This is a genomic window from Ruegeria sp. BHSB058, from assembly GCF_059613285.1.
Window position 1 is genome coordinate 1 of sequence record NZ_JBXWSF010000075.1, and the last position, 20,039, is coordinate 20,039.

The following is a 20,039-nucleotide window of genomic DNA, read 5'->3' on the forward strand; positions in this document are numbered from 1 at the left end:
GATCACCCAGGAAATCCGAGATGAACAGCGCCCGCGAATGCGGGATCATCGCGCGGTGTTCAGGCGGGGCATAGTCGGCCTCGGCGTCCTTCGCCCAGGCCTGCGCCAGCCGCACCACCTGCGCGTTGCCGCGCCGGGGCGGCAAGGACGTTCCGCTCAACCCGACCCTCTCGCCGCCCCGCACCAGCAGGATCGCGGTCGCCAGCCCCAGCAGGCGCGCCCGGTCGATCTTGGTTGGCAGCGCCTTGTCCGAGGTAAACCGCATCGATGCGCCCTGATCCACCCACAACATCACCGATTGCGCGATCTGCCACTCGCGTTCTCGCACATATTGCTGATCCCCCCGTGCCGAACGCCGGTGATCGATCATCCGCTTGCTGTCACCCACCTGTGCAGGCCGGTATTGCCAGAAATCGTCACCCAGACCGGCGCGGCGACGGCCATGATCCCCCAGCAGCACTGTTCCTGCCAGATGCTCGGCCCGTGCCAAAAGCGGTGGCAGCCGTGACGCCTCGGCCTCGGATCTTTCGCGAAGGGTCAGCGCCGCATTCACGCCGCCGCCTCGCTGCGGGTCAGCCCCGCGGCGGTGGCTTCAATAAGGTCGGCCAGGCTGTCGCCCCGCGCCCGCGCGGCAAAGTTCAGCGCCATCCGGTGGCTCAGCACCGGTCGCGCCATGTCGATCACGTCTTCCGCATTGGGTGCCAGCCGCCCCTGCAGCATCGCCCGCGCCCGCACCGTCATCATCAGCGCCTGCGCCGCGCGCGGCCCCGGCCCCCAGGCCACGGTCTCGCGCACCCGCTCCGACGCGCCCGTCTCCTCGGGCCGGAAGGCGCGCACCAGATCAAGGATCAACTCGACAACCGACTCGCCGACCGGCATCCGGCGCAGCAATACCTGCGCGGCCAGCAGCTCTTCCTTGGTGAAGATCTGCGATGATTGCTCCTCCTCGACCCCGGTCGTGGCGATCAGGATATCGCGCTCGGTCTTGCGGTCGGGATAGTCGACATCGACCTGCACCAGAAACCGGTCCAGCTGCGCCTCGGGCAACGGATAGGTGCCTTCCTGTTCGATCGGGTTCTGCGTGGCCAGAACGTGAAACGGCACGCCCAGCGCCCGGTCCTCGCCCGCCACCGTCACCGTCCGCTCCTGCATCGCCTGCAACAGCGCCGACTGGGTGCGCGGGCTGGCCCGGTTGATCTCGTCCGCCATCAAAAGCTGACAGAAAATCGGCCCCTGAATGAACCGGAAATGGCGCGATCCATCCTCGGCGGTGTCCAGCACCTCCGAGCCAAGGATATCGGCGGGCATCAGGTCGGGCGTGAACTGGATGCGGTTGCCATGCAGCCCCATCACGGTGCTCAGCGTCTCGACCAACCGCGTCTTGCCCAGCCCCGGCAGCCCGATCAGCAACGCATGCCCGCCGCACAACAGCGCGGTCAGCGTCAGGTCGACAACCCGCTCCTGCCCGATGAACCTGCGGGTGATCGAGGATTTGGCCTGTTGCAGCTTTTCTTCAAGCGCTTCGATCTCGGCGACGAGCTCGGCAGGTTCGGACATGGCTTTCCCTTCCGTGGAGTTATATGATTGAAGTGTATCGCGCCGGGAGGAAATGGCAAAAACAATGAGCGGACAAAATACCGTGACCCCCTCCGCCGATGCCCTGGCCGCATCGGTCAGGGCGTCCAAACCAAAGGGCCTGCCACCGATCCACCTGTGGAATCCCCCTTTTTGCGGCGATCTCGACATGCGTATCGCGCGCGATGGCACGTGGTTCTATCAGGGCACGCCGATCACCCGGTTCCCGCTCGTGCGCCTGTTTTCCTCCATTCTCAAGAAGGAAGACGGCAAGTATTTCCTCGTCACCCCCGTCGAAAAGGTGGGAATCACCGTCGATGACGCGCCGTTTGTCGCGGTCGATGTGGACGCCACGGGTGACGGCGCGGCGCAGCACCTGACCTTCACGACCCATGTCGGCGACACCGCCATTGCCGGTCCCGGCCATCCCATCCGCGTTGTTCACGATCCGGAAACGGATGAACCCTCGCCCTATGTATTGATCCGCGCCGACCTCGAAGCCCGGATCGACCGCAAAAGCTTCTACCGGCTGATCGAGCTCGGAACTCATCACGACGGCTGGTTCGGCATCTGGTCCTCGGGCCGGTTCTTCCCGATCCTCCCGTCGCAGGATCTCGAAGACAGCTGAACAAACCCGCGCTTCTTTCTTGTCCCAAATACCCCGGGGTGAATTGCCCGCAGGGCAAGAGGGGCAGCGCCCCTTCCGCCCTATCGCCGCGCGCGACCGGGCCGGATCTGCGACAGAACCACGCCCAGCCCCACGATCGCCGCGCCAAGGGCCTGCGTCCAGTTCCACCCGGCCCCCAGCGTCAGCATGATGATCATCACATAGAACGGCGCGACGTTGATGTGGAACGAGGCCACCGCAATGCCCAGCCGCCCGACCGAGGCGACAAACAGAACCTGGCTCAGCGCCATCGAGATCAGGGCATAGATCACCAGCATCCCGGCCTGTTCCGCGTCGAAGCGCAGGGCCGGTATCACATCCAGCCCGGCCTGCCACGAAAACAACAAAAGACCGCTCGCCGCCAACAGACCACCGACAAAGGTGATCGCCGCGCGTCCGGTCTGGCCAAGTTCGGGGAAATCGCGCGCCGTGGCCATGCTGGCCCAGCAGTAAAGCCCGGTGGACAGCACCGCGCAGGCTGCACCCAGCCCCAGTTGCGCCGGGGCCAGCGCACTTGTGGCGATCAGCCCGCCGATGACCGAGGCCCCCATGCCCAGACCAAAGGTCCACCGCAGCCGCCGGGTTCCGGCGGCCATTTCCAGCATCGTGCTGAACAGCGGCGCGCAGGACACGATCAGCGCCACCGTGACCGGATCGGTCATCTTCTGCGCGATCAGCAACAGATAGGTCCCCACGCCAAACCCGATGCCGCCGACCCACAGGGCGCGGCCCCACCGCGCCCGCAACACGCGGGCAGGGCCATCCAGCATCAGCCAGACCGGAACCAGCACGCTCACGGTCAGCGCCAGACGGGCCACGATCAGCGTCAGCGGCGGCCAGCTTTGCAGCAGGATCTCCGCCGCCGGAAACCCGGCGGCCCAGGTCAGCATCGACGCAACCGCCAGCGCGTTTCCCGAAAACACGTCCCGGCCCGGCGCGGCGGGTGCAAATCCTCGGACGGGGTCCGGACTAAGCGACATGGCGGCTCTTTCGGTCGGTCAGGGTGGAAAACCCGAATCGGGTTCTGCCCGACGCAACGCGAATTGCCCCCGCAGGTCTGAACTGTTTTCGACAAACTGTCGTTTCCTGACCCTTTCACCGGAAATTTTACCCGTCTATGACTTGGCCACACCACGCGAGAGCCGACATGCCCAGATTTGCCGCCAACCTGTCCCTGCTGTTCAACGAATTGCCGTTCTTCGACCGGTTTCAGGCAGCTGCGGATGCGGGGTTCGAGGCCGTCGAGATCCTGTTTCCCTATGATGCCCCGGCACAACAGACCAAACATGCGTTGCTCGCCTCGGGTCTGGACCTGGTCCTGATCAATGCACCGCCGCCAAATTATGCCGGCGGCGACCCCGGCTATGCCGCCATACCACACGGAGAGGCCCGGTTTCGCTCCGACATCCGCCGCGTTTTGCGTTATGTTCAGGTCCTTCGCCCCGGTCTGGTCCATCTGATGTCCGGTTATGCAACCGGGGCCGAAGCGGCGGACACCTTGGTGCGCAACCTGCAATGGGCCGCCGATCACGCCCCGGATCAACGCTTCACCATCGAACCGCTGAACCCGGTCTCGCAACCGGGCTATTTCCTGAATGATTACGATCTCGCCGCCGAGATCCTAGACCGCGTGAACCGTCCCAATGTCGGCCTGCAATTCGACAGCTTTCACGCCCAGATGATCCACGGCGACGCGCTGGCGGTCTGGCACAGGGTCCGCGCGCGGGTGGCCCATATCCAGATCGGCGCAGCCCCCGACCGCTCCGAACCCGCGCCCGGCGCAATCGACTTTCCGGCGCTGTTCCACGCCTTCGATACCAGCGGCTATGACGGCTGGGTCAGCGCCGAGTATACCCCGTCGACCCCGCGCACTGTGGACACACTGCACTGGATGCGGCAATGATGCGCGCTGACGGCCAGATGCCATATCTCATATACCGAATGTGAAGAACCAACAAACCGAGATGTCCAGATGATCCCCGCCCGCTTTTCGCACATCGTTTTCGCCCTCCTCATATCGGGGCTGATGTCCTGCATCGTGACCTGCGTGGCCACCCTGCGTACGCTGGGCTTTGCGCCGGGTGTGACTTCGAACTGGATGGCGGCATGGGTTACCAGCTGGCCGATCGCCTTTGCGGTCATCCTGATCGCCGGCCCCTTTGTCCGCAAACTGGTGGCCCGCATGGTCAGGCCCGAGGCCTGACCCGGCGCAAAGACGGCCCGCCGGGCCTGATGAGCGGCGCGTTCAGTGCCTAATGCGCCTCGGCCCAGTTGGCGCCCCGCCCGGCATCCACGGTCAGCCTGACATCCAGCTTCACCGCCGGGTCGGCCGCGCCTTCCATGACATCCCGCGCGGCGGCAATGGTGGCGCCCACCGCATCCTCGGTCACCTCGAACAGCAATTCGTCATGTACCTGCAACAGCATTCTGGCGGGCAGGTCCCTGATGGCGGCGGGCATCCGCACCATCGCGCGCCGGATCACATCCGCTGCCGTCCCCTGGATCGGGGCGTTGATCGCCGCGCGCTTGGCAAACCCCGCATGCGGCCCCTTGGCGTTGATCTCGGGCGTGTGGATCTTGCGCCCGAACAACGTCTGGACATAGCCATGTTCCTTGGCGAAGCCGATGGTGTCGTCCATATAGCGCCGGATGCCGGGGAAACGTTCGAAATAGCGATCAATGAAGCCCTGCGCCTCGGCCCGTGGAATGCGCAGGTTCCGGGCCAGACCAAAGCCCGAAATGCCATAGATCACCCCGAAATTGATCGCCTTGGCCTGCCGCCGGATCTCGGGCGTCATCTCCTCCAGCGGCACGTCGAACATCTCGGACGCGGTCATCGCGTGAATGTCCAGCCCGTCGGCAAAAGCCTGCTTCAGCGCGTCGATCTCCGCGATATGCGCCAGAATCCGCAACTCGATCTGGCTATAGTCAAGGCTGACCAGAACATTGCCCGGCTCAGCGATAAAGGCCTCACGAATACGACGGCCTTCCTCTGTGCGCACCGGGATGTTCTGCAGGTTCGGATCGGTCGAGGCCAGCCGCCCGGTATTGGCCCCGGTGATTGAATAGGACGTATGCACTCGGCCCGTGTCGGGGTTGATATGGGTCTGCAGCGCGTCGGTATAGGTCGATTTCAGCTTGCTCAGCTGCCGCCAGTCCAGCACCCGGCGCGGCAGTTCATGCTCGGTGGCGAGGTCTTCCAGGATATCGGCCCCGGTCGAGTATTTTCCGGTCTTGCCCTTCTTGCCGCCTTCCAGCCCCATCTTGTCGAACAGGATCTCGCCCAACTGCGCGGGCGAGCCGACGTTGAACGTTTCGCCCGCCAGCTCGTGAATCTCGGCCTCCAGCCCCGCCATCTTCTGGGCAAAGGCGTTCGACATGCGGCTCAGAACCTCGCGGTCGATCTTGATGCCATGCATCTCCATCTCGGCCAGCACCGGCACCAGCGGGCGCTCCAGCGTTTCATAGACGGTGGTCACCCGCGCCCGGTGCAGCTGCGGCTTGAACAGCTGCCACAGGCGCAGCGTGATATCCGCATCCTCCGCGGCATAGGCGGTGGCCTCGTCGATCGGCACCTTGTCAAAGGTGATCGCCGATTTGCCCGACCCCAGCAGCGGCTTGATGGGGATCGGCGTGTGGCTCAGATAGCGCTCGGCCAGCGTGTCCATTCCGTGCCCGTGCTCGCCGCCATGCATCGCATAGGACATCAGCATGGTGTCATCGATCGGCGCGACCCTCACGTCATAGCGGGCAAAGATCTTGGCATCGTATTTCATGTTCTGCCCGATCTTCAGAACCGCCGGGTCCTCCAGCACCGGCTTCAACAGGGCCAGCGCCTCCTCCAACGGCATCTGCCCCTCGGCCAAGGCGTCCGAGCCGAACAGATCGTCACTCGCGCCCTCGCGATGGGTCAGCGGAATGTAACAGGCCTCGCCCGGCTCGATGCACAGCGATATCCCCACCAGATCGGCGATCATCTCGTTAAGGCCGGTGGTTTCGGTGTCCACCGCGACCCACCCCCGTTCCTTCGCCTGATCGATCCACTTCTGCAATGCGGCGGCATCACGCACGCATTCGTATTTCGCCGCATCGAACGGCGGCTGTTCGGGGGCGGGCGCATCATCACTGGCCGAAGGCGCCGCAACTTCGGCGATCACCGGCGCCTCGACCCCCAGCTTGTCGGCAATCCGCTTGGTCAGGGTGCGGAACTCCATTTCGGACAGAAACGCCAACAGTCTCTCGGGGTCCGGGTCGCGCAGCTCCAGGTCGTCCAGCGTGAAATTCAGCGGCGTCTCCGCGTCCAGCTGCACCAGCCGTTTCGACAACTCGATCTGATCACGCTTTTCGATCAGAGTCTCGCGGCGCTTGGGCTGCTTGATCTCTTCGGCGCGGTCCAGCAGGGTTTCCAGATCGCCGAACTCGTTGATCAACAGCGCCGCGGTCTTGATCCCGATCCCCGGCGCACCGGGCACGTTGTCGACGCTGTCACCGGCCAGCGCCTGCACATCGACCACGCGCTCGGGGAACACGCCGAACTTTTCGAACACCCCGTCGCGGTCGATGCGCTTGTTCTTCATCGCGTCCAGCATCTCGACCCCGTCGCCGACCAGCTGCATCAGGTCCTTGTCCGAACTGACAATGGTCACCCGCCCGCCCGCATCGCGCGCCTGATGCGCCAGCGTGGCGATGATGTCGTCGGCCTCATACCCTTCCAGCTCCTCGCAGGCGATGTTGAACGCCTCGGTCGCCTGGCGGGTCAGCGGAATCTGCGGCCGCAGATCCTCGGGCATCGCCTCGCGATGGGCCTTGTACTGGTCGTACATCTCGTTGCGGAACGTGTGGCTGCCCTTGTCAAAGATCACCGCGATATGGGTCGGCGCATCGGCCCCGTGATCACCATCCACATAGCGCTGCAGCATGTTGCAGAACCCCGACACCGCCCCAATCGGCAACCCGTCCGACTTGCGCGTCAGCGGCGGCAGCGCGTGATAGGCGCGAAAGATGAAAGCCGAGCCGTCGATCAGATGCAGATGGCAGCCTTTTCCGAACGTCGTGGTCATTTCGCGCCCTTTCCCTGTTCAATCCAAGCACACTAATGACACGGGCGCGGCGACAGAACCACCCGTCACCACGCCCGGTCACTTCATCTTTTCATAAATACTCAATCCCGCGCGTCAGGCCTGCGCTCAGGCGTCCGCTTCGCGCCCGTCCAGCACGTATTTGCAGTCGCAATAGGGGCATTCGACCCAGCCCTGATCCTCGGGGATCTGCAGCCACACCCGGGGATGCCCCAGCGCGCCTTCGCCACCGTCACAGGCAACGCGGGCGGTTTCGACGATCTTGGTTTCCGGCGCATCTAGAGTCACGGCTGGCGATCCTTCTTCGGTTGTCGGCCTTGCGGGCATGTATTAGGTGCGTTTATGAGCGATGAGCCAAGCGGGGGCAAGAGCGACAAATGACCCAGGATGCAATCCGGATCGAAGGGCTGCGCAAAACCTATCGCGGCGGGCGCGGACAGCCGGAAAAACAGGCGCTCAAGGGCATCGACCTGACGGTGCCGCGCGGCTCGGTCTTTGGCCTGCTGGGTCCCAACGGCGCGGGCAAATCGACGCTGATCAACATTCTTGCCGGGCTGGTGGTCAAGACCTCAGGCCAGGTCGAGATCTGGGGCCACGATCAGGACCGGTTCCCGCGCCAGTCCCGCGCCGCCATCGGCGTGATGCCGCAGGAGTTGAACCTCGATCCCTTCTTCACCCCGCGCGGCGCCCTGGAAGTTCAGGCCGGGCTTTATGGCGTGCCCAAATCGCAACGCCGCAGCGACGAGATCCTCGAACTCGTCGGTCTGTCCGACAAGGCGGGGGCCTATGCCCGGACGCTTTCGGGCGGCATGCGGCGGCGTCTGCTGCTGGCCAAGGCGCTGGTGCATCACCCCAGGGTTCTGGTGCTGGATGAACCGACGGCGGGCGTCGACATCGAACTGCGCCAGATGCTCTGGGCCAATGTGCGCAAGCTGAACCAACAGGGCATGACCATCATCCTGACCACCCACTATCTGGAAGAAGCACAGGAGATGTGCGACGAGATCGCCATCATCAACCAGGGCGAAAAGGTCGCCCAGGACAGCACCGCCAACCTTCTGGGCCGCCTCGACAGCCGGACCATGGTCATCGTGCCCGATACCGCCATCTCCACCCTGCCGCAGGCCCAGGGCGTTCAGGCCGAGCTGCGCCCGGACGGCACGCTCGAATTGCAGTACCACAACCACGACACCAGCGCCGAACAGGTGCTCGAAGCGGTGCGCAGCGCCGGTATCCGCATCCGCGACGTGCGCACCGAAGAGGCCGATCTCGAGGACGTGTTCCTTGCCCTCACCTCCAGCCGCGCCGACGATCCGCCCGCCGACGACACCGCCACCCCTCCGGGCGGAATGCACCGGGTCAGGCTCTGAGCGTCAGCTCCGCTCGATCCGTGCCTGGTAACAGTTGTTGCGGGCCGAGCGCACATGGATATAGGCCACGTCGGGCCGTTCGAATATCCGCGCCACTGCCGCGCCGATCTGGTCGGTCGGCGTCACCGCACCGGTGCCATAGACGATCCGTTCGCCCGCGCTGTACCCCTTGATCAGGTAATCGGGCGATCCCGCCAGAACCTCGGGCATACCGCCCCCGTCCTCGTGCCGGTCGCAGGGCTTGGCGCACAGGAAAATCGGCCCGGTCTCGGCATATGGCTGCGCCTGGGCAAAGGGCCGGTGTGCCAGTATCAGCATCTCTTCGCCTTCAGGGATATAGCGCAGGCAATGACGGCACGGATTGCCGCCGCCCTCTGACACCGCGCGTTCCGGCGGGTTGCCATAGGCATCTGGCGCACCGGCCTGATAGGCGCGAACGTCTTCCGTGGTCATCGCAACGATCCTGAACATCTTTCGTCTCCTTCTTTCGTTGCTCCCAAGATGCACGTGCCGCATCGCCGGAACGACCCGTTTCCTGCGTAATGGCAGGAAGGACTCGAAAAAGAACAAAACGTGAATATAATGGTGAATCGCCATGTATGCCGAACTGTCGATCACTTCGAATTTCACCTTTCTCACCGGGGCCTCCCACCCCGAGGAATACATGGAGCGCGCGGTGGCGCTGGGCCTGCCCGCCATCGCCATCGCCGACGACAATTCCGTGGCCGGGATCGTGCGCGCCCATACCCGCGCGCGCGAGATTGCCCGCAAGGTGCGCGAACGCCTGACGTGGGAGGGGCAGAATACCCCCATCGGCCCGCCGCGCCCGGATCATATCCCGAAACCGCCCTCGTTTCCGGTACATGCCGTGCCGCGTCTGATCCCGGCGGCGCGGCTGATCTTCACCGACGCCCCGCCCGTCACCGCCCTGCCGCTGAACCGGCAGGGCTGGGCCAGCCTGTGCCGGCTGCTCTCCACCGGGCGGCTGCGCGCGGAAAAGGGCGACTGTCTCCTGCAGCTGTCCGACCTGATGGAGTTTTCCGAGGGTCTTCACCTGCTGCTCTGGCCACAGGCGCAGCGGGGGCAGGGCGGTGCGGTCGGATGGGGACCACAGGCAGAGCGGCTGTCGCGCCACTTTGCCGGTCGGATGCACCTGCTGCTCCACCCCCGCTACGACGGGGCCGATGCCGCCCGGTTTGCCGCGCTGGATGCCGGGGCGCGCGGGCTCGGCATCCCGACCCTCGCCAGCGCCGCGCCGCTGATGCATCACGGGCGCCGCCGCAAACTGGCCGACGTGCTGGCCGCCATCCGCCTGCGCTGCCGGGTCGACCAGCTGGGCCGCCGGGCGCTGGCCAATGGCGAACAGCGCCTGCGCTCGGGGTCCGAGATGCGGCGCATCTTCAAGGGCCACGAAGGGGCGGTGGCCCGCGCTCATGACCTCGGCCAGCAGCTTACCTTTTCCCTTGACGAACTGCGCTATGAATATCCCAGCGAGGGCAGCGACACCGAAACCCCGACCGAACGTTTGCGCCGGCTGGCCCATCAGGGGCTGGCTTGGCGCTATCCGGCGGGGGCGCCCGACCGGGTGCAGGACATGCTGGCGCATGAGCTGGCCCTCATCGCCAAGCTGAAATACGAACCCTATTTCCTGACCGTCCGCGACATCGTGCATTTCGCCCGTTCCCGCCACATCCTCTGCCAGGGGCGCGGCTCGGCAGCCAATTCGGTGGTCTGCTACTGTCTCGGCATCACCTCGGTCAGCCCCGAGATGGGCACCATGGTGTTCGAACGCTTCGTGTCCGAGGCGCGCGACGAACCGCCCGATATCGACGTCGATTTCGAACACGAACGGCGCGAGGAGGTGATCCAGCACATCTATGAACGCTATGGCCGCCACCGCGCGGGTCTTTGCGCCACCGTCATCCACTATCGCGGCAAGCGCGCCATCCGCGAGGTCGGCCGCGCCATGGGCCTGACCGAAGATACCATCTCCGGCCTCGCCTCCCAGCTCTGGGGCTTCTTTTCGACCGACGGGCTCGAAGCGCAGCGGATGCGCGAGATCGGATTGGACCCCGAAGACCGCCGCCTGAAACAGACCATGGCGCTGGTTTACGAGATCGTGGGCTTCCCCCGCCATCTGTCTCAGCACGTGGGCGGCTTCATCATCACCGAGGGGCGGCTTGACGAACTGGTGCCGATCGAAAACGCCACGATGGAGGATCGCACCGTCATCTGCTGGGACAAGGACGATATCGACAGCCTTGGCATTCTCAAGGTCGACGTCCTCAGCCTTGGCATGCTCACCTGTATCCGCAAGGCCTTCGACCTGATCGCCCAGCACCACCAGACCGACTATACGCTGGCCACCCTGCCGCCCGAGGACCCAAAGGTCTATGACATGCTCTGCCGCGCGGATTCGGTGGGCGTGTTCCAGGTCGAATCCCGCGCCCAGATGAACTTTCTGCCCCGGATGCGCCCGCGCAACTTCTACGATCTGGTGATCGAGGTCGCCATCATCCGCCCCGGACCCATCCAGGGCGACATGGTGCATCCCTATATCCGCCGCCGGAACGGCGAGGAGAAGGTCGAGTTTCCCTCGGATGCGCTGGGTGAGGTGCTGGGCAAGACGCTGGGCGTGCCGCTGTTTCAGGAACAGGCGATGCAGATCGCCATCGTCGGCGCGGGCTTCACCCCGGAACAGGCCGACCGGCTGCGCCGCTCGCTGGCGACGTTCAAGAAACACGGCAATGTCAGCGAATTCCGCGCCCTGTTTTTGCGCGGAATGGAACGCAACGGCTATGACCGCGACTTTTCCGAACGCTGCTTTTCCCAGATCGAGGGCTTCGGCAGCTACGGCTTTCCCGAAAGCCACGCCGCCTCTTTCGCGCTGCTGGTCTATGCCAGCGCCTGGATCAAATGCCACCACCCCGGCATCTTCGCCTGCGCGCTCCTGAATTCGCAGCCGATGGGGTTCTATGCCCCCGCCCAGATCGTGCGCGACGCCCGTGAACACGGGGTGCCGGTCCGCCCCGTCTGCATCAACGCCAGCTATTGGGACAACGTGATGGAACCCGACGGGCGCGGCGGGCTGGCCCTGCGGCTGGGCTTTCGCCAGATCAAGGGCCTGGCCGAGGAGGACGCAAGCTGGCTCACCGCCGCGCGCGGCAACGGATACCACGAGGTTCAGGACGTCTGGCGCCGTGCGGGCCTGTCCCCCGCGGTCATCGAACGGCTGGCCGAGGCCGACGCCTTTGCCGCCTGTGGCCTCAACCGGCGCGAGGCGCTCTGGGCCGCCAAGGCCATCGCCCCCGCGCGCCCCCTGCCGCTCTTTGCGCAGGATATCGAAGGCGAGGCCCTCTCCGAACCCGCCGCCCACCTGCCGCAGATGTCGCTGGGCGAGGAGGTGGTCGAGGATTACGTCGCCCTGCGCCTCAGCCTCAAGGCCCACCCCGTCGCCCTCCTCCGCCACCTGCTGACACCGGGGGCGTGAGGGTGTGGGACGGAGGCTAATCCGACTGCACAGTCCCCTGCAGCCCATCTTTCAACCGCAGGCAAAGCCTCACAGATTTGCGGTTTTGCCCGTTGGTCGGTACCACCCGAAGTCAGTTTTTCTCAATAAAACTTGACCGAATCGGTTCTTTCGGCGAGCATAAAAATCGTTAGTGTACAAACAACAGGGAGAAGGCCATGATTGACCCCAGAAGGAGTGCCGTAATTCTCGTAGACATGGCTCATGAGTTTATTGAGCCGGGATACTTTATCGCTGACGCAGGAGGACCGGACTATCAGGCCCGCGCAAAGGCTATCATTCCGCCCATGCAAAAACTCCTGGAAGGTGCCCGAAAGGCAGGCGCGTTGGTTTTGTACTCAACGGACGAGCATACCCCGGATGACCTCGAAATGAGAAAGTGGCCGCCACACTCGATGAAGGGAACCAAATCGGCCGAGATCGTGCCGGAGCTGGCAATGAAACCCGGCGACCTTAGCGTCCCAAAAACCACATACAGCGGATTCCAATGTTCCGATATGGAAAGCCTTCTTCGGTCCAAAGGCATTGATACATTATACATCACCGGCCTCCACACGGACTGTTGTTGCAGGCACACGTCGGGCGACGCTTTCCAAAAGGGTTTCAACCTCGTCTGGGTCACTGACTGTTTGCAGGCCTTCACCCAAGAGGGCCATGACAGTGGTCTCGAGTATTTTGAAACTTGGTATGCGACGGACCCGGAAAACCAGTTCCTGACCGCAGATGAAGTGGTCGCGCAGTGGGAAGAAGCAACCACCTCTGCCACAGCGGCATAGCTTGCAGCCCACCAAACGCCAGCCGACCGTCGCCCGCGAAGGGGTCCGCCTCAAGACTGATACTTGAACGGACACCGTGATCCTCTTGTGCTAGGATGGGGCCGAGCGGCAGGAGGCGAAACATGCGACGTTTTGCGATCATATTCCTGAGTCTGGGCGTTTTGCCGGGGCTGGCGTTTGCCGAAATACGGTGGCCTGATCCGGACATCCCGGTACCGCCCCGGGTGCGGGATTTCATTGCGACAGAATGCAACCGTGCAAGCGGCGCGTCCGAGGAATCCGTCACCGCGTGCGTTCGGGCCGAGCGTTACGGCTACCGGGCCGTGGTCACCATGCTGATGCAGGACGACATCGGCGAAAGGGCCGCCGAACGGTATCGCGCCTGCACCGGCGGGCTTGGCGCGCTGGGCGGAAAGTTCTACCGCCGCAAAGCCTATTGCATCGGCAAACCGCTGCAGATCGTCTGGCGCTTCGAATTCCTGCAAAAGGCGGCGTTCGGGAACAGTACCAGGATCGCCGAAGCCGGGCAGGGTTCCAGGCAGGGGCCTGACCTCAGATGACGACGGCCTTCGATCAACAGCGGCTGAACCGAAAGCTGCGTCACGATTTGCCGGGGCGGGTATTTCAGGACATTCCCGGATCTCGATGGGGTGAATTGATACTGCCCGCCGCGGCAGAGGCCAGAGCACGCGATGAAGCCAGACTTTCTGTTCTGGCCGTCGCCGCGTATCAGTTCGGGGCACGGATGCTTGAGTCTTTGATTGCGTTCGAACGGGCGCGGCCCAAAGACCTGCGGCTTGTCGCGGTCTGTACCGACGACGCGGTCGAAGAGTCCGCCAAGCTGAGCATGCACAAACGCCTCTGGCGATTCTTCGACGCACATGAGCGGTTCGAGATGACGGCCGAGGTCATTGAAACCGGGCTTCAGGCCGGTCTGTCCGTCTATACCGGCGAACTCAAGATCGACTGGTTCCGCCAGCAACTCAAGTCCTGGGCGCCTGACCTCATCCTCGTCTGCGGCTGCGGTCAGCTTTTTGACGATGGTCTTTTGTCGGTGCCGAAATACGGCGTCATCAATTTCCACCCCGCCGACCTGCCAGGGGGGCACGGCGCGGGGGCGCAACCCTTTCGCGACCTGCAGGACCGTGACGATCCCTGGACCCGCATGACCATCCACAAAATGACGACCGAACTCGATGCAGGTCCCGCAATCGGTGTGTCCTGCCCGGTCAACATCGGCAACGCGCAGGGTCACGTCACGGCAACCGGCAAGCAATTTGTGGATCGGATGTCAGCCTGCGTTCCGGAACTGACCAGTGTCCTGATTGACGCTGTGTTGCGAAAGAACGGTCCGGTCGATGCCGTGGATTTCGAAGCCAGACTGTCGGACGATCTGATCCGACAGATGGCAGAACCGACAACCTGACAGGTAGACGCAAAGGGAACGGGTTCACCGACACCGTATTTGAGCCGTTGATCGGGACTCCGCCAGGCACTGAACCTGTTGCTCGACGAATTCAACGATCTGCCTGTCACACCATGCCGAATGCGGATGATCACCCAACGGGTTCGATCTCGGGGAAGGTCCAGCTTCCGTCAAGGATTTCCTGCCGTGGCTGATACAGGCGCACCGTATAGTTCCAGCCGGGCGTTATCGGGATGCAGTTCACCCGCCCGTCGTCACAACCGCCAAAGTGCAGGGTGTAAGACCCGTCATCGTTCGGCATTGCCGAGGTGTTGTTGAAGCTGTTGCGCCCAAGTGCATTTGGTTCCAGATAACCGTCCGCGTTATAGACCGTGACAGACCAGAACGCGTCGACCGGCACATCCCTGACCGTGACCGCGTGCGGAATGGTGCCGTCATTCGCCTCAACGCTGCCGATGACGGCAGAGGCCGTCGTGGCCGGTTGCCCGGCCCAACCGGCAATCGCGCCGACCATGTGGTCGATGGGGTCGACCTCGTTCCTGCGGCCAAAGGCGCGGCTGACGTCAAATCCGACCGCGCTGGCCAGATCGTTCACCGCTTTCCGCGCCTGGGCCAGACTTTCAAGATCCCAGTCAGGTGCATCGAACGGGCCGTCGCCTCCGCCGCTCAACGCGATGGCATCCTGCATGTCGTGCGCCACAGACAGATCACCAGGATTGGCCGCGTCGACAAAGGTCCGGAACAGAACAAAGGCAAAGCGCGTGCCCACCTTGTCTTCGGTTAGTTCATAGGCCCCGGGCGTTGCCTCGACGTAACTATAGTGATCCTGGTTGATCACCAGCATGGACTGAAAGCGGCCATCGGCGTTGGGCAGCGTGATTGTCACCGGTTTTGAAAGATCCAGCACGACGGCCGAATAAAGCGTGTCCTGATTGGCGCGGATGATCGGTTGCGGGTTTTCCGCCGATACGGGATTGCGCTCGTGAAGAATCTCTCCAATGCCTACGCCGTTGCTCGCCAAGTTGGCGCGGATCATGGTATCGGATTCGGCCCGAACAAGGTTTCCGATCGTAACGTTCTCGGCAAAGCCGAGGGCAGGGGCACAAATCGCAAGCGCGATCAGGGGCAGTCTCATCATCGTGAATCCTTTCTGAAATACAGGCCATGGTTTCGGAAAATCACCCGGACATTAACGCAAGGCCCCGCAATTTGCCTTGATCTCAATCATCGCCGCGCTGGCGGGCTTGGCGTCGCAGGTATCGCGCCGGCACTGAACGCGACATGCGTGGCATTCGCGCCATGTTTGGCCTAAACTCTCTCCATGTCGAAAACCGAAGCCAACAAGCGCCGCCTGCACGAGGCGTTCCGGCCATGGGAAGGCGGCGACAGCCGCCCGTTCTTTGACATGATCGCCGACGACGTGACCTGGACCGTGATCGGCACCACCTCTGTCTCTGGCACCTACCACTCCAAACAGGCGCTCATCGACAACGCGTTTGGCCCGTTGCTCTCCATTCTCGACGGGCCGCTGAAGACGACATTTGTCGATCTTGCGGGCGAGGGCGACAAGCTGTTCCTGCGCTTCATCAGCCGCGGCGTGACAACGACCGGCATCTGCTATGACCAAACCTATTGTTGGGCGATGGTCATGCCCGGTGACCGGATCACCGAAATCACCGCCTATCTCGACACCGACTTGCTGCGCCGGGTCTTCGAGCCGCCGGATTGAGGTTGCGGCATCGGGCTGACGCTCGGATTCTCTTGTACATTTCGCACCAGAGGGGTCCCGAAGCCGGTACAATTCGTACAGATCGCGGGTACATCTAGTCGCCGACGGCATCCCGCACGATTCCGTCCAAAAACGCCTGAACCTCCTGCATCGGGCCTTCCGGGAAACTCCGGTAGCCGACAATCACCTCTCCTGGCTTGTCCGCCAACTCGGCGACAAAGATGTCATAGGGGCAAAAGGCAATGTTCATCGGGTCGGCCTCCATCACCTTGCGGGACAGGGAGGCAGAGCAAAACGAATAAACATTTGCCTTTGTAAACAGAACCTTGTCTGATCCCACATCTTCGCGCGTGCGCTCCAGCATGTCACCGACATAACTGATATGGTCGACCACCAGCCCTTGACCCACGATGGCGCTTTCCACCGCGAAAGACACATCGTCAAAGCTATCCGGGGTCGCGTAACTCACCATATCCTGTGCCTGAGCTGTCTGAGTCATCAAAATAAGGCTTGTTGTCAGGAAAAACTGTTTCAAAGTCATTCTCCTTTTGTGATCAGTCGTGGCTTGCCACCTGGCATTCCAATGATCAGTTTGAGCTGAAATTTCGGGCCGTCCTTGCCCCACATCAACATATCGGAGTTTTCGCATGGGTTTTGCGATGAATGCAATCGAAGTAATGGCCTTTGCCTTTGCAGCAGCAGTAGGCCTTTTCGTGCTTGCCGCCTTTGTCCTGTTCTGTATCGACCGGTTCCAGACCACGGATGCGATCCGCAGGAATTATCCGATTATCGGAAGATTTCGTAATATTTTCACAGAATTAGGAGAATTCTTTCGGCAATACTTCTTTGCCATGGATCGCGAAGAACTTCCGTTCAACAGGGCACAAAGGGATTGGGTCGGTCGCGCCTCGGGCGGCAAGGACAACACCGTTGCCTTTGGCTCAACCCGCAATCTCAGCATTCCGGGCACGCCGATTTTCGTCAACGCGCCCTTTCCCACGCTGGACGACGACGCCGCAAAAACCGCGCCGCTCCTGATCGGCCCGACCGCGCGCGTCCCCTATCTCGCGCCGTCATTCTTCAACATCTCCGGCATGAGCTATGGCGCTTTGTCGAAACCCGCCGTGCAGGCGCTGAGCTATGGCGCAAAGAAAGCCGGGATCTGGCTCAACACCGGCGAAGGCGGCCTCAGCCCCTATCACCTGCAAGGCGGTTGCGACATCGTTTTCCAGATCGGAACCGCAAAATATGGTGTGCGCGACGAACACGGGTTGCTCAGCGATAACAAGCTGCGTGAAGTGGCCGCGAATGACACTGTGCGGATGTTCGAGATCAAGATGGCCCAGGGGGCCAAACCCGGCAAGGGCGGCATCCTGCCTGCAGCTAAGATTACCGAAGAAATCGCCTCCATTCGCGGAATACCCATTGGGCAGGACAGCCTGTCGCCGAACCGGCACCCCGACGTTTCCAATATCGAAGATCTGTTGAACCTGATCGTACGGGTCCGAGAAGTCACCGGCAAGCCGGTGGGAATCAAGACCGTGGTCGGAACCGAGGACGTGTTTCGGGAATTCTTTGCGGCAATCAATGCGCGCGGTACCGACTGCGCCCCTGACTTCATAACCATCGACGGCGGTGAGGGCGGCACCGGTGCGGCGCCGATGCCGCTGATCGACCTCGTCGGTATGTCCGTGCGCGAGGCTTTGCCCCTGATCACCAATCTGCGCGACGAACACGGTCTCAAGGACCGTATCCGGATCATTGCCAGCGGCAAGCTGATCAACCCATCGGACGTCGCCTGGGCTCTGGCGGCCGGGGCTGATTTTGTCACCTCAGCGCGCGGATTCATGTTTTCTCTGGGATGCATCCAGGCCCTCAAATGCAATCGCAATACCTGTCCCACGGGAATAACCACCCATGATCCACGCTTTCAGAAAGGGCTTGTCCCGCAGAAGAAAAGCAAACGCGTGGCGTCTTATGCCAAAGAGATCACTCACGAAGTGGAAATCATTGCGCATTCAGTTGGTGTAAGTGAACCGCGCCAGATGCGCCGCCGCCATGTCCGGATCATGCAGGACAACGGGCGCTCGATTCCCATGAACGAGATTCTCCCAAGTTACAATTCCATGCCGTGAATGTGAGTGGAGTTGCTTTGCGCACTTGATTGATCACGCCTAAATCGAAAACATGTGAATTGACCGGAGACTGAAATGGCCCATCGCTGGCAAAATGACCTGAGCCTCACTGATGTGACCCCCGAGGCTGCGTTCCTGAACCGAAGACGGTTTATCGCGGGCGCCGCGGGGCTTGGTATCGCGGCCACACTGGGCCGTCCTGCGGCAGCGGACGCGCTAGAGCCGAACAGCTGGGAAGAGATCACCGGTTATAACAACTATTATGAATTCGGCACCGGCAAGGGTGACCCGGCAGCTTATGCAAGCGTTCTGACCACCGATCCCTGGACGATCAAGATTGACGGTTTGGTGGACCGACCCGGAGATTACTCGTTCAAGGATGTGATGTCCGAAATGACGATCGAAGAACGTATCTATCGGTTTCGCTGTGTAGAGGCGTGGTCCATGGTGGTGCCCTGGAACGGATTCGAACTGGCCGATCTGCTGAACTTGGCAGGCGTGCAGGAAGGTGCGAAATACGTGGCCTTCGAAACCCTCTATCGTCCCGAAGAGATGCCTGGCACGCGCTACCCGGTGCTCGACTGGCCTTATCGCGAAGGATTGCGGCTGGACGAGGCGATGCACCCGCTGACATTGATGGCCACCGGTATTTATGGCAAACCGTTGCCCAATCAGAATGGCGCGCCTTTGCGGCTGGTTGTTCCATGGAAATATGGCTTCAAGTCGATCAAGTCGATCGTGCGGATCACCCTGACCGACGTCGAGCCACCTACCAGCTGGAACATGTCCATTCCGAACGAGTATGGCTTTTACAGCAATGTGAATCCAAATGTGAATCACCCGCGCTGGAGTCAGGCGACCGAACGTAAGATTGGCGGTGGACTGTTTGCCAAACGAGTGCCTACGCTTATGTTCAACGGCTACGAACAAGAGGTCGCGGGACTTTACGATGGTATGGATCTGGCGAAATACTTCTGACGCCATGGATGTTCTGAACACATATCTCCGCCGCGTTCCGGTGTGGCTGATCTATCTGGTCGGTGTGTTGCCCGCGCCTTGGCTCCTGTATCTGGGTGCCACCGGCGGGCTTGGGGTCGAGCCAATCAAGGAGTTGGAGCACAAACTGGGCGAATTGGCGCTGCAATTGCTGATCGCCGGTCTGGCTGTGACGCCTCTACGCCGTTGGCTGGGGCTGAACCTGATGAAGTTCCGGCGCGCCATAGGGGTGCTCGCCTTTTACTACGTGTGCTGCCATCTGCTGGTCTGGCTGGTTCTGGACGTGCAGATCCTGACCCAGATCTGGGCGGACATCCTCAAGCGACCCTACATCACGGTCGGCATGGCGGGCTTTGTCCTGCTGCTGCCCTTGGCGGTGACATCCAACAACTGGTCGGTGCGCAGGCTGGGCCCCAAATGGCGCGGATTGCACCGACTGGTTTACCCCGCAGTATTGCTTGGAGTTGTGCATTACGTGATGCTGGTGAAAGGTTTCCAGATCGAACCTCTGATTTATCTGGGTCTCGTGACCGGCCTGTTACTGTTGCGCTTGTCGTCGGGTCGAAAGAGGGCTGTTGCCTGACCGGTGAATCAAGCCCTTGAACTGGCGCCCCCCCCCCCGCGAGTCTGTGGATAACCTTGGGCGAGTCCGATTGTTTGGGGTTTTGTTTTGTTATTTTTTGGGATGTGTGTTTGTGGTGTTTGTTTTTTTGGTTTGATTTGGGCGGGTGTATTTCTTGTAAGGTGTTGAAAACAGG

General features: G+C 62.2%; 20 protein-coding genes. 12 read left to right on the forward strand and 8 right to left on the reverse strand.

Going from position 1 to position 20,039, the window contains the following annotated elements; all coding sequences use genetic code 11:
- Positions 1-553, reverse strand: a 553-nt coding sequence (locus tag AC2FNB_RS16370; RefSeq protein WP_496747952.1) for a DUF58 domain-containing protein, incomplete at its 3' end; no start/stop codon positions are given.
- Positions 550-1,557, reverse strand: a complete 1,008-nt coding sequence (locus AC2FNB_RS16375; protein ID WP_496747954.1) for an AAA family ATPase — start codon at positions 1,555-1,557, stop codon at positions 550-552. The genes AC2FNB_RS16375 and AC2FNB_RS16370, both read right to left, overlap by 4 nt.
- Positions 1,558-1,621: 64 nt before the next feature.
- Here AC2FNB_RS16375 and AC2FNB_RS16380 point away from each other — a divergent pair, with 64 nt between their 5' ends.
- Positions 1,622-2,203: a DUF1285 domain-containing protein gene (locus tag AC2FNB_RS16380; protein ID WP_496747956.1), complete on the forward strand. Its 582-nt coding sequence runs from the start codon at positions 1,622-1,624 to the stop codon at positions 2,201-2,203.
- An 80-nt stretch (positions 2,204-2,283) separates the two neighbouring features.
- Here the strand turns inward: AC2FNB_RS16380 and AC2FNB_RS16385 are convergent, their stop codons facing one another.
- On the reverse strand, positions 2,284-3,222 hold the full coding sequence (locus AC2FNB_RS16385) for a DMT family transporter (protein WP_496747958.1): 939 nt from the start codon (positions 3,220-3,222) through the stop codon (positions 2,284-2,286).
- A gap of 167 nt (positions 3,223-3,389) precedes the next feature.
- Between AC2FNB_RS16385 and AC2FNB_RS16390 the strand changes: the two genes are divergently transcribed.
- Both AC2FNB_RS16390 and AC2FNB_RS16395 read left to right on the forward strand, forming a co-directional pair.
- The gene (locus tag AC2FNB_RS16390; protein WP_496747960.1) at positions 3,390-4,145 is read left to right on the forward strand and encodes a hydroxypyruvate isomerase family protein; all 756 of its coding nucleotides are present in this window, start codon (positions 3,390-3,392) and stop codon (positions 4,143-4,145) included.
- Between the two features lie 69 nt (positions 4,146-4,214).
- Entirely contained in the window at positions 4,215-4,445 is a 231-nt protein-coding gene (locus AC2FNB_RS16395; RefSeq protein ID WP_496747962.1) for a DUF2798 domain-containing protein, read from the forward strand.
- Positions 4,446-4,494: 49 nt separating this feature from the next.
- Here AC2FNB_RS16395 and polA read toward each other — a convergent pair whose 3' ends face one another.
- A complete protein-coding gene (gene polA / locus AC2FNB_RS16400) occupies positions 4,495-7,302 on the reverse strand; it encodes a DNA polymerase I (protein ID WP_496747964.1) in 2,808 nt (935 codons plus the stop codon).
- A 126-nt stretch (positions 7,303-7,428) separates the two neighbouring features.
- Positions 7,429-7,608, reverse strand: coding sequence for a zinc-finger domain-containing protein (locus AC2FNB_RS16405; protein WP_480748802.1), 180 nt, complete (start codon positions 7,606-7,608; stop codon positions 7,429-7,431).
- An 89-nt stretch (positions 7,609-7,697) separates the two neighbouring features.
- Between AC2FNB_RS16405 and AC2FNB_RS16410 the strand changes: the two genes are divergently transcribed.
- The gene (locus tag AC2FNB_RS16410) at positions 7,698-8,690 is read left to right on the forward strand and encodes an ABC transporter ATP-binding protein (RefSeq protein ID WP_496747966.1); all 993 of its coding nucleotides are present in this window, start codon (positions 7,698-7,700) and stop codon (positions 8,688-8,690) included.
- 3 nt (positions 8,691-8,693) lie between these two features.
- Here the strand turns inward: AC2FNB_RS16410 and AC2FNB_RS16415 are convergent, their stop codons facing one another.
- Entirely contained in the window at positions 8,694-9,161 is a 468-nt protein-coding gene (locus AC2FNB_RS16415) for a DUF1203 domain-containing protein (RefSeq protein WP_496747968.1), read from the reverse strand.
- A 124-nt stretch (positions 9,162-9,285) separates the two neighbouring features.
- Here AC2FNB_RS16415 and AC2FNB_RS16420 point away from each other — a divergent pair, with 124 nt between their 5' ends.
- The 4 genes from AC2FNB_RS16420 (at position 9,286) to AC2FNB_RS16435 (ending at position 14,421) form a co-directional block, all read left to right on the forward strand.
- On the forward strand, positions 9,286-12,180 hold the full coding sequence (locus tag AC2FNB_RS16420; RefSeq protein WP_480748799.1) for an error-prone DNA polymerase: 2,895 nt from the start codon (positions 9,286-9,288) through the stop codon (positions 12,178-12,180).
- Between the two features lie 197 nt (positions 12,181-12,377).
- A complete protein-coding gene (locus tag AC2FNB_RS16425; protein WP_480748798.1) occupies positions 12,378-12,995 on the forward strand; it encodes a cysteine hydrolase family protein in 618 nt (205 codons plus the stop codon).
- 122 nt (positions 12,996-13,117) lie between these two features.
- Positions 13,118-13,555: a hypothetical protein gene (locus AC2FNB_RS16430; protein WP_496747970.1), complete on the forward strand. Its 438-nt coding sequence runs from the start codon at positions 13,118-13,120 to the stop codon at positions 13,553-13,555.
- Complete coding sequence (locus AC2FNB_RS16435; RefSeq protein WP_496747972.1) at positions 13,552-14,421, forward strand: formyltransferase family protein; 870 nt, start codon at positions 13,552-13,554, stop codon at positions 14,419-14,421. Before AC2FNB_RS16430 ends, AC2FNB_RS16435 begins: the two co-directional genes overlap by 4 nt.
- A 130-nt stretch (positions 14,422-14,551) precedes the next feature.
- On the opposite strand, the gene AC2FNB_RS16440 is transcribed toward AC2FNB_RS16435, so the two are convergent.
- Complete coding sequence (locus AC2FNB_RS16440) at positions 14,552-15,556, reverse strand: DUF1214 domain-containing protein (RefSeq protein ID WP_496747974.1); 1,005 nt, start codon at positions 15,554-15,556, stop codon at positions 14,552-14,554.
- A gap of 186 nt (positions 15,557-15,742) precedes the next feature.
- Between AC2FNB_RS16440 and AC2FNB_RS16445 the strand changes: the two genes are divergently transcribed.
- Positions 15,743-16,150, forward strand: coding sequence for a nuclear transport factor 2 family protein (locus AC2FNB_RS16445; protein WP_496747976.1), 408 nt, complete (start codon positions 15,743-15,745; stop codon positions 16,148-16,150).
- 94 nt (positions 16,151-16,244) lie between these two features.
- Here the strand turns inward: AC2FNB_RS16445 and AC2FNB_RS16450 are convergent, their stop codons facing one another.
- On the reverse strand, positions 16,245-16,691 hold the full coding sequence (locus AC2FNB_RS16450) for a DUF302 domain-containing protein (protein ID WP_480748793.1): 447 nt from the start codon (positions 16,689-16,691) through the stop codon (positions 16,245-16,247).
- Between the two features lie 106 nt (positions 16,692-16,797).
- On the opposite strand from AC2FNB_RS16450, the gene AC2FNB_RS16455 reads away from it, so the two are divergent.
- The 3 genes from AC2FNB_RS16455 (at position 16,798) to msrQ (ending at position 19,864) form a co-directional block, all read left to right on the forward strand.
- On the forward strand, positions 16,798-18,285 hold the full coding sequence (locus tag AC2FNB_RS16455; protein ID WP_496747978.1) for an FMN-binding glutamate synthase family protein: 1,488 nt from the start codon (positions 16,798-16,800) through the stop codon (positions 18,283-18,285).
- 75 nt (positions 18,286-18,360) lie between these two features.
- Positions 18,361-19,263 (forward strand): protein-methionine-sulfoxide reductase catalytic subunit MsrP, encoded by a 903-nt coding sequence (gene msrP, locus AC2FNB_RS16460; protein WP_480748791.1) that lies wholly within the window; start codon positions 18,361-18,363, stop codon positions 19,261-19,263.
- Positions 19,264-19,267: 4 nt separating this feature from the next.
- Positions 19,268-19,864, forward strand: coding sequence for a protein-methionine-sulfoxide reductase heme-binding subunit MsrQ (gene msrQ, locus AC2FNB_RS16465; RefSeq protein ID WP_496747980.1), 597 nt, complete (start codon positions 19,268-19,270; stop codon positions 19,862-19,864).
- Positions 19,865-20,039 lie beyond the last annotated feature (175 nt).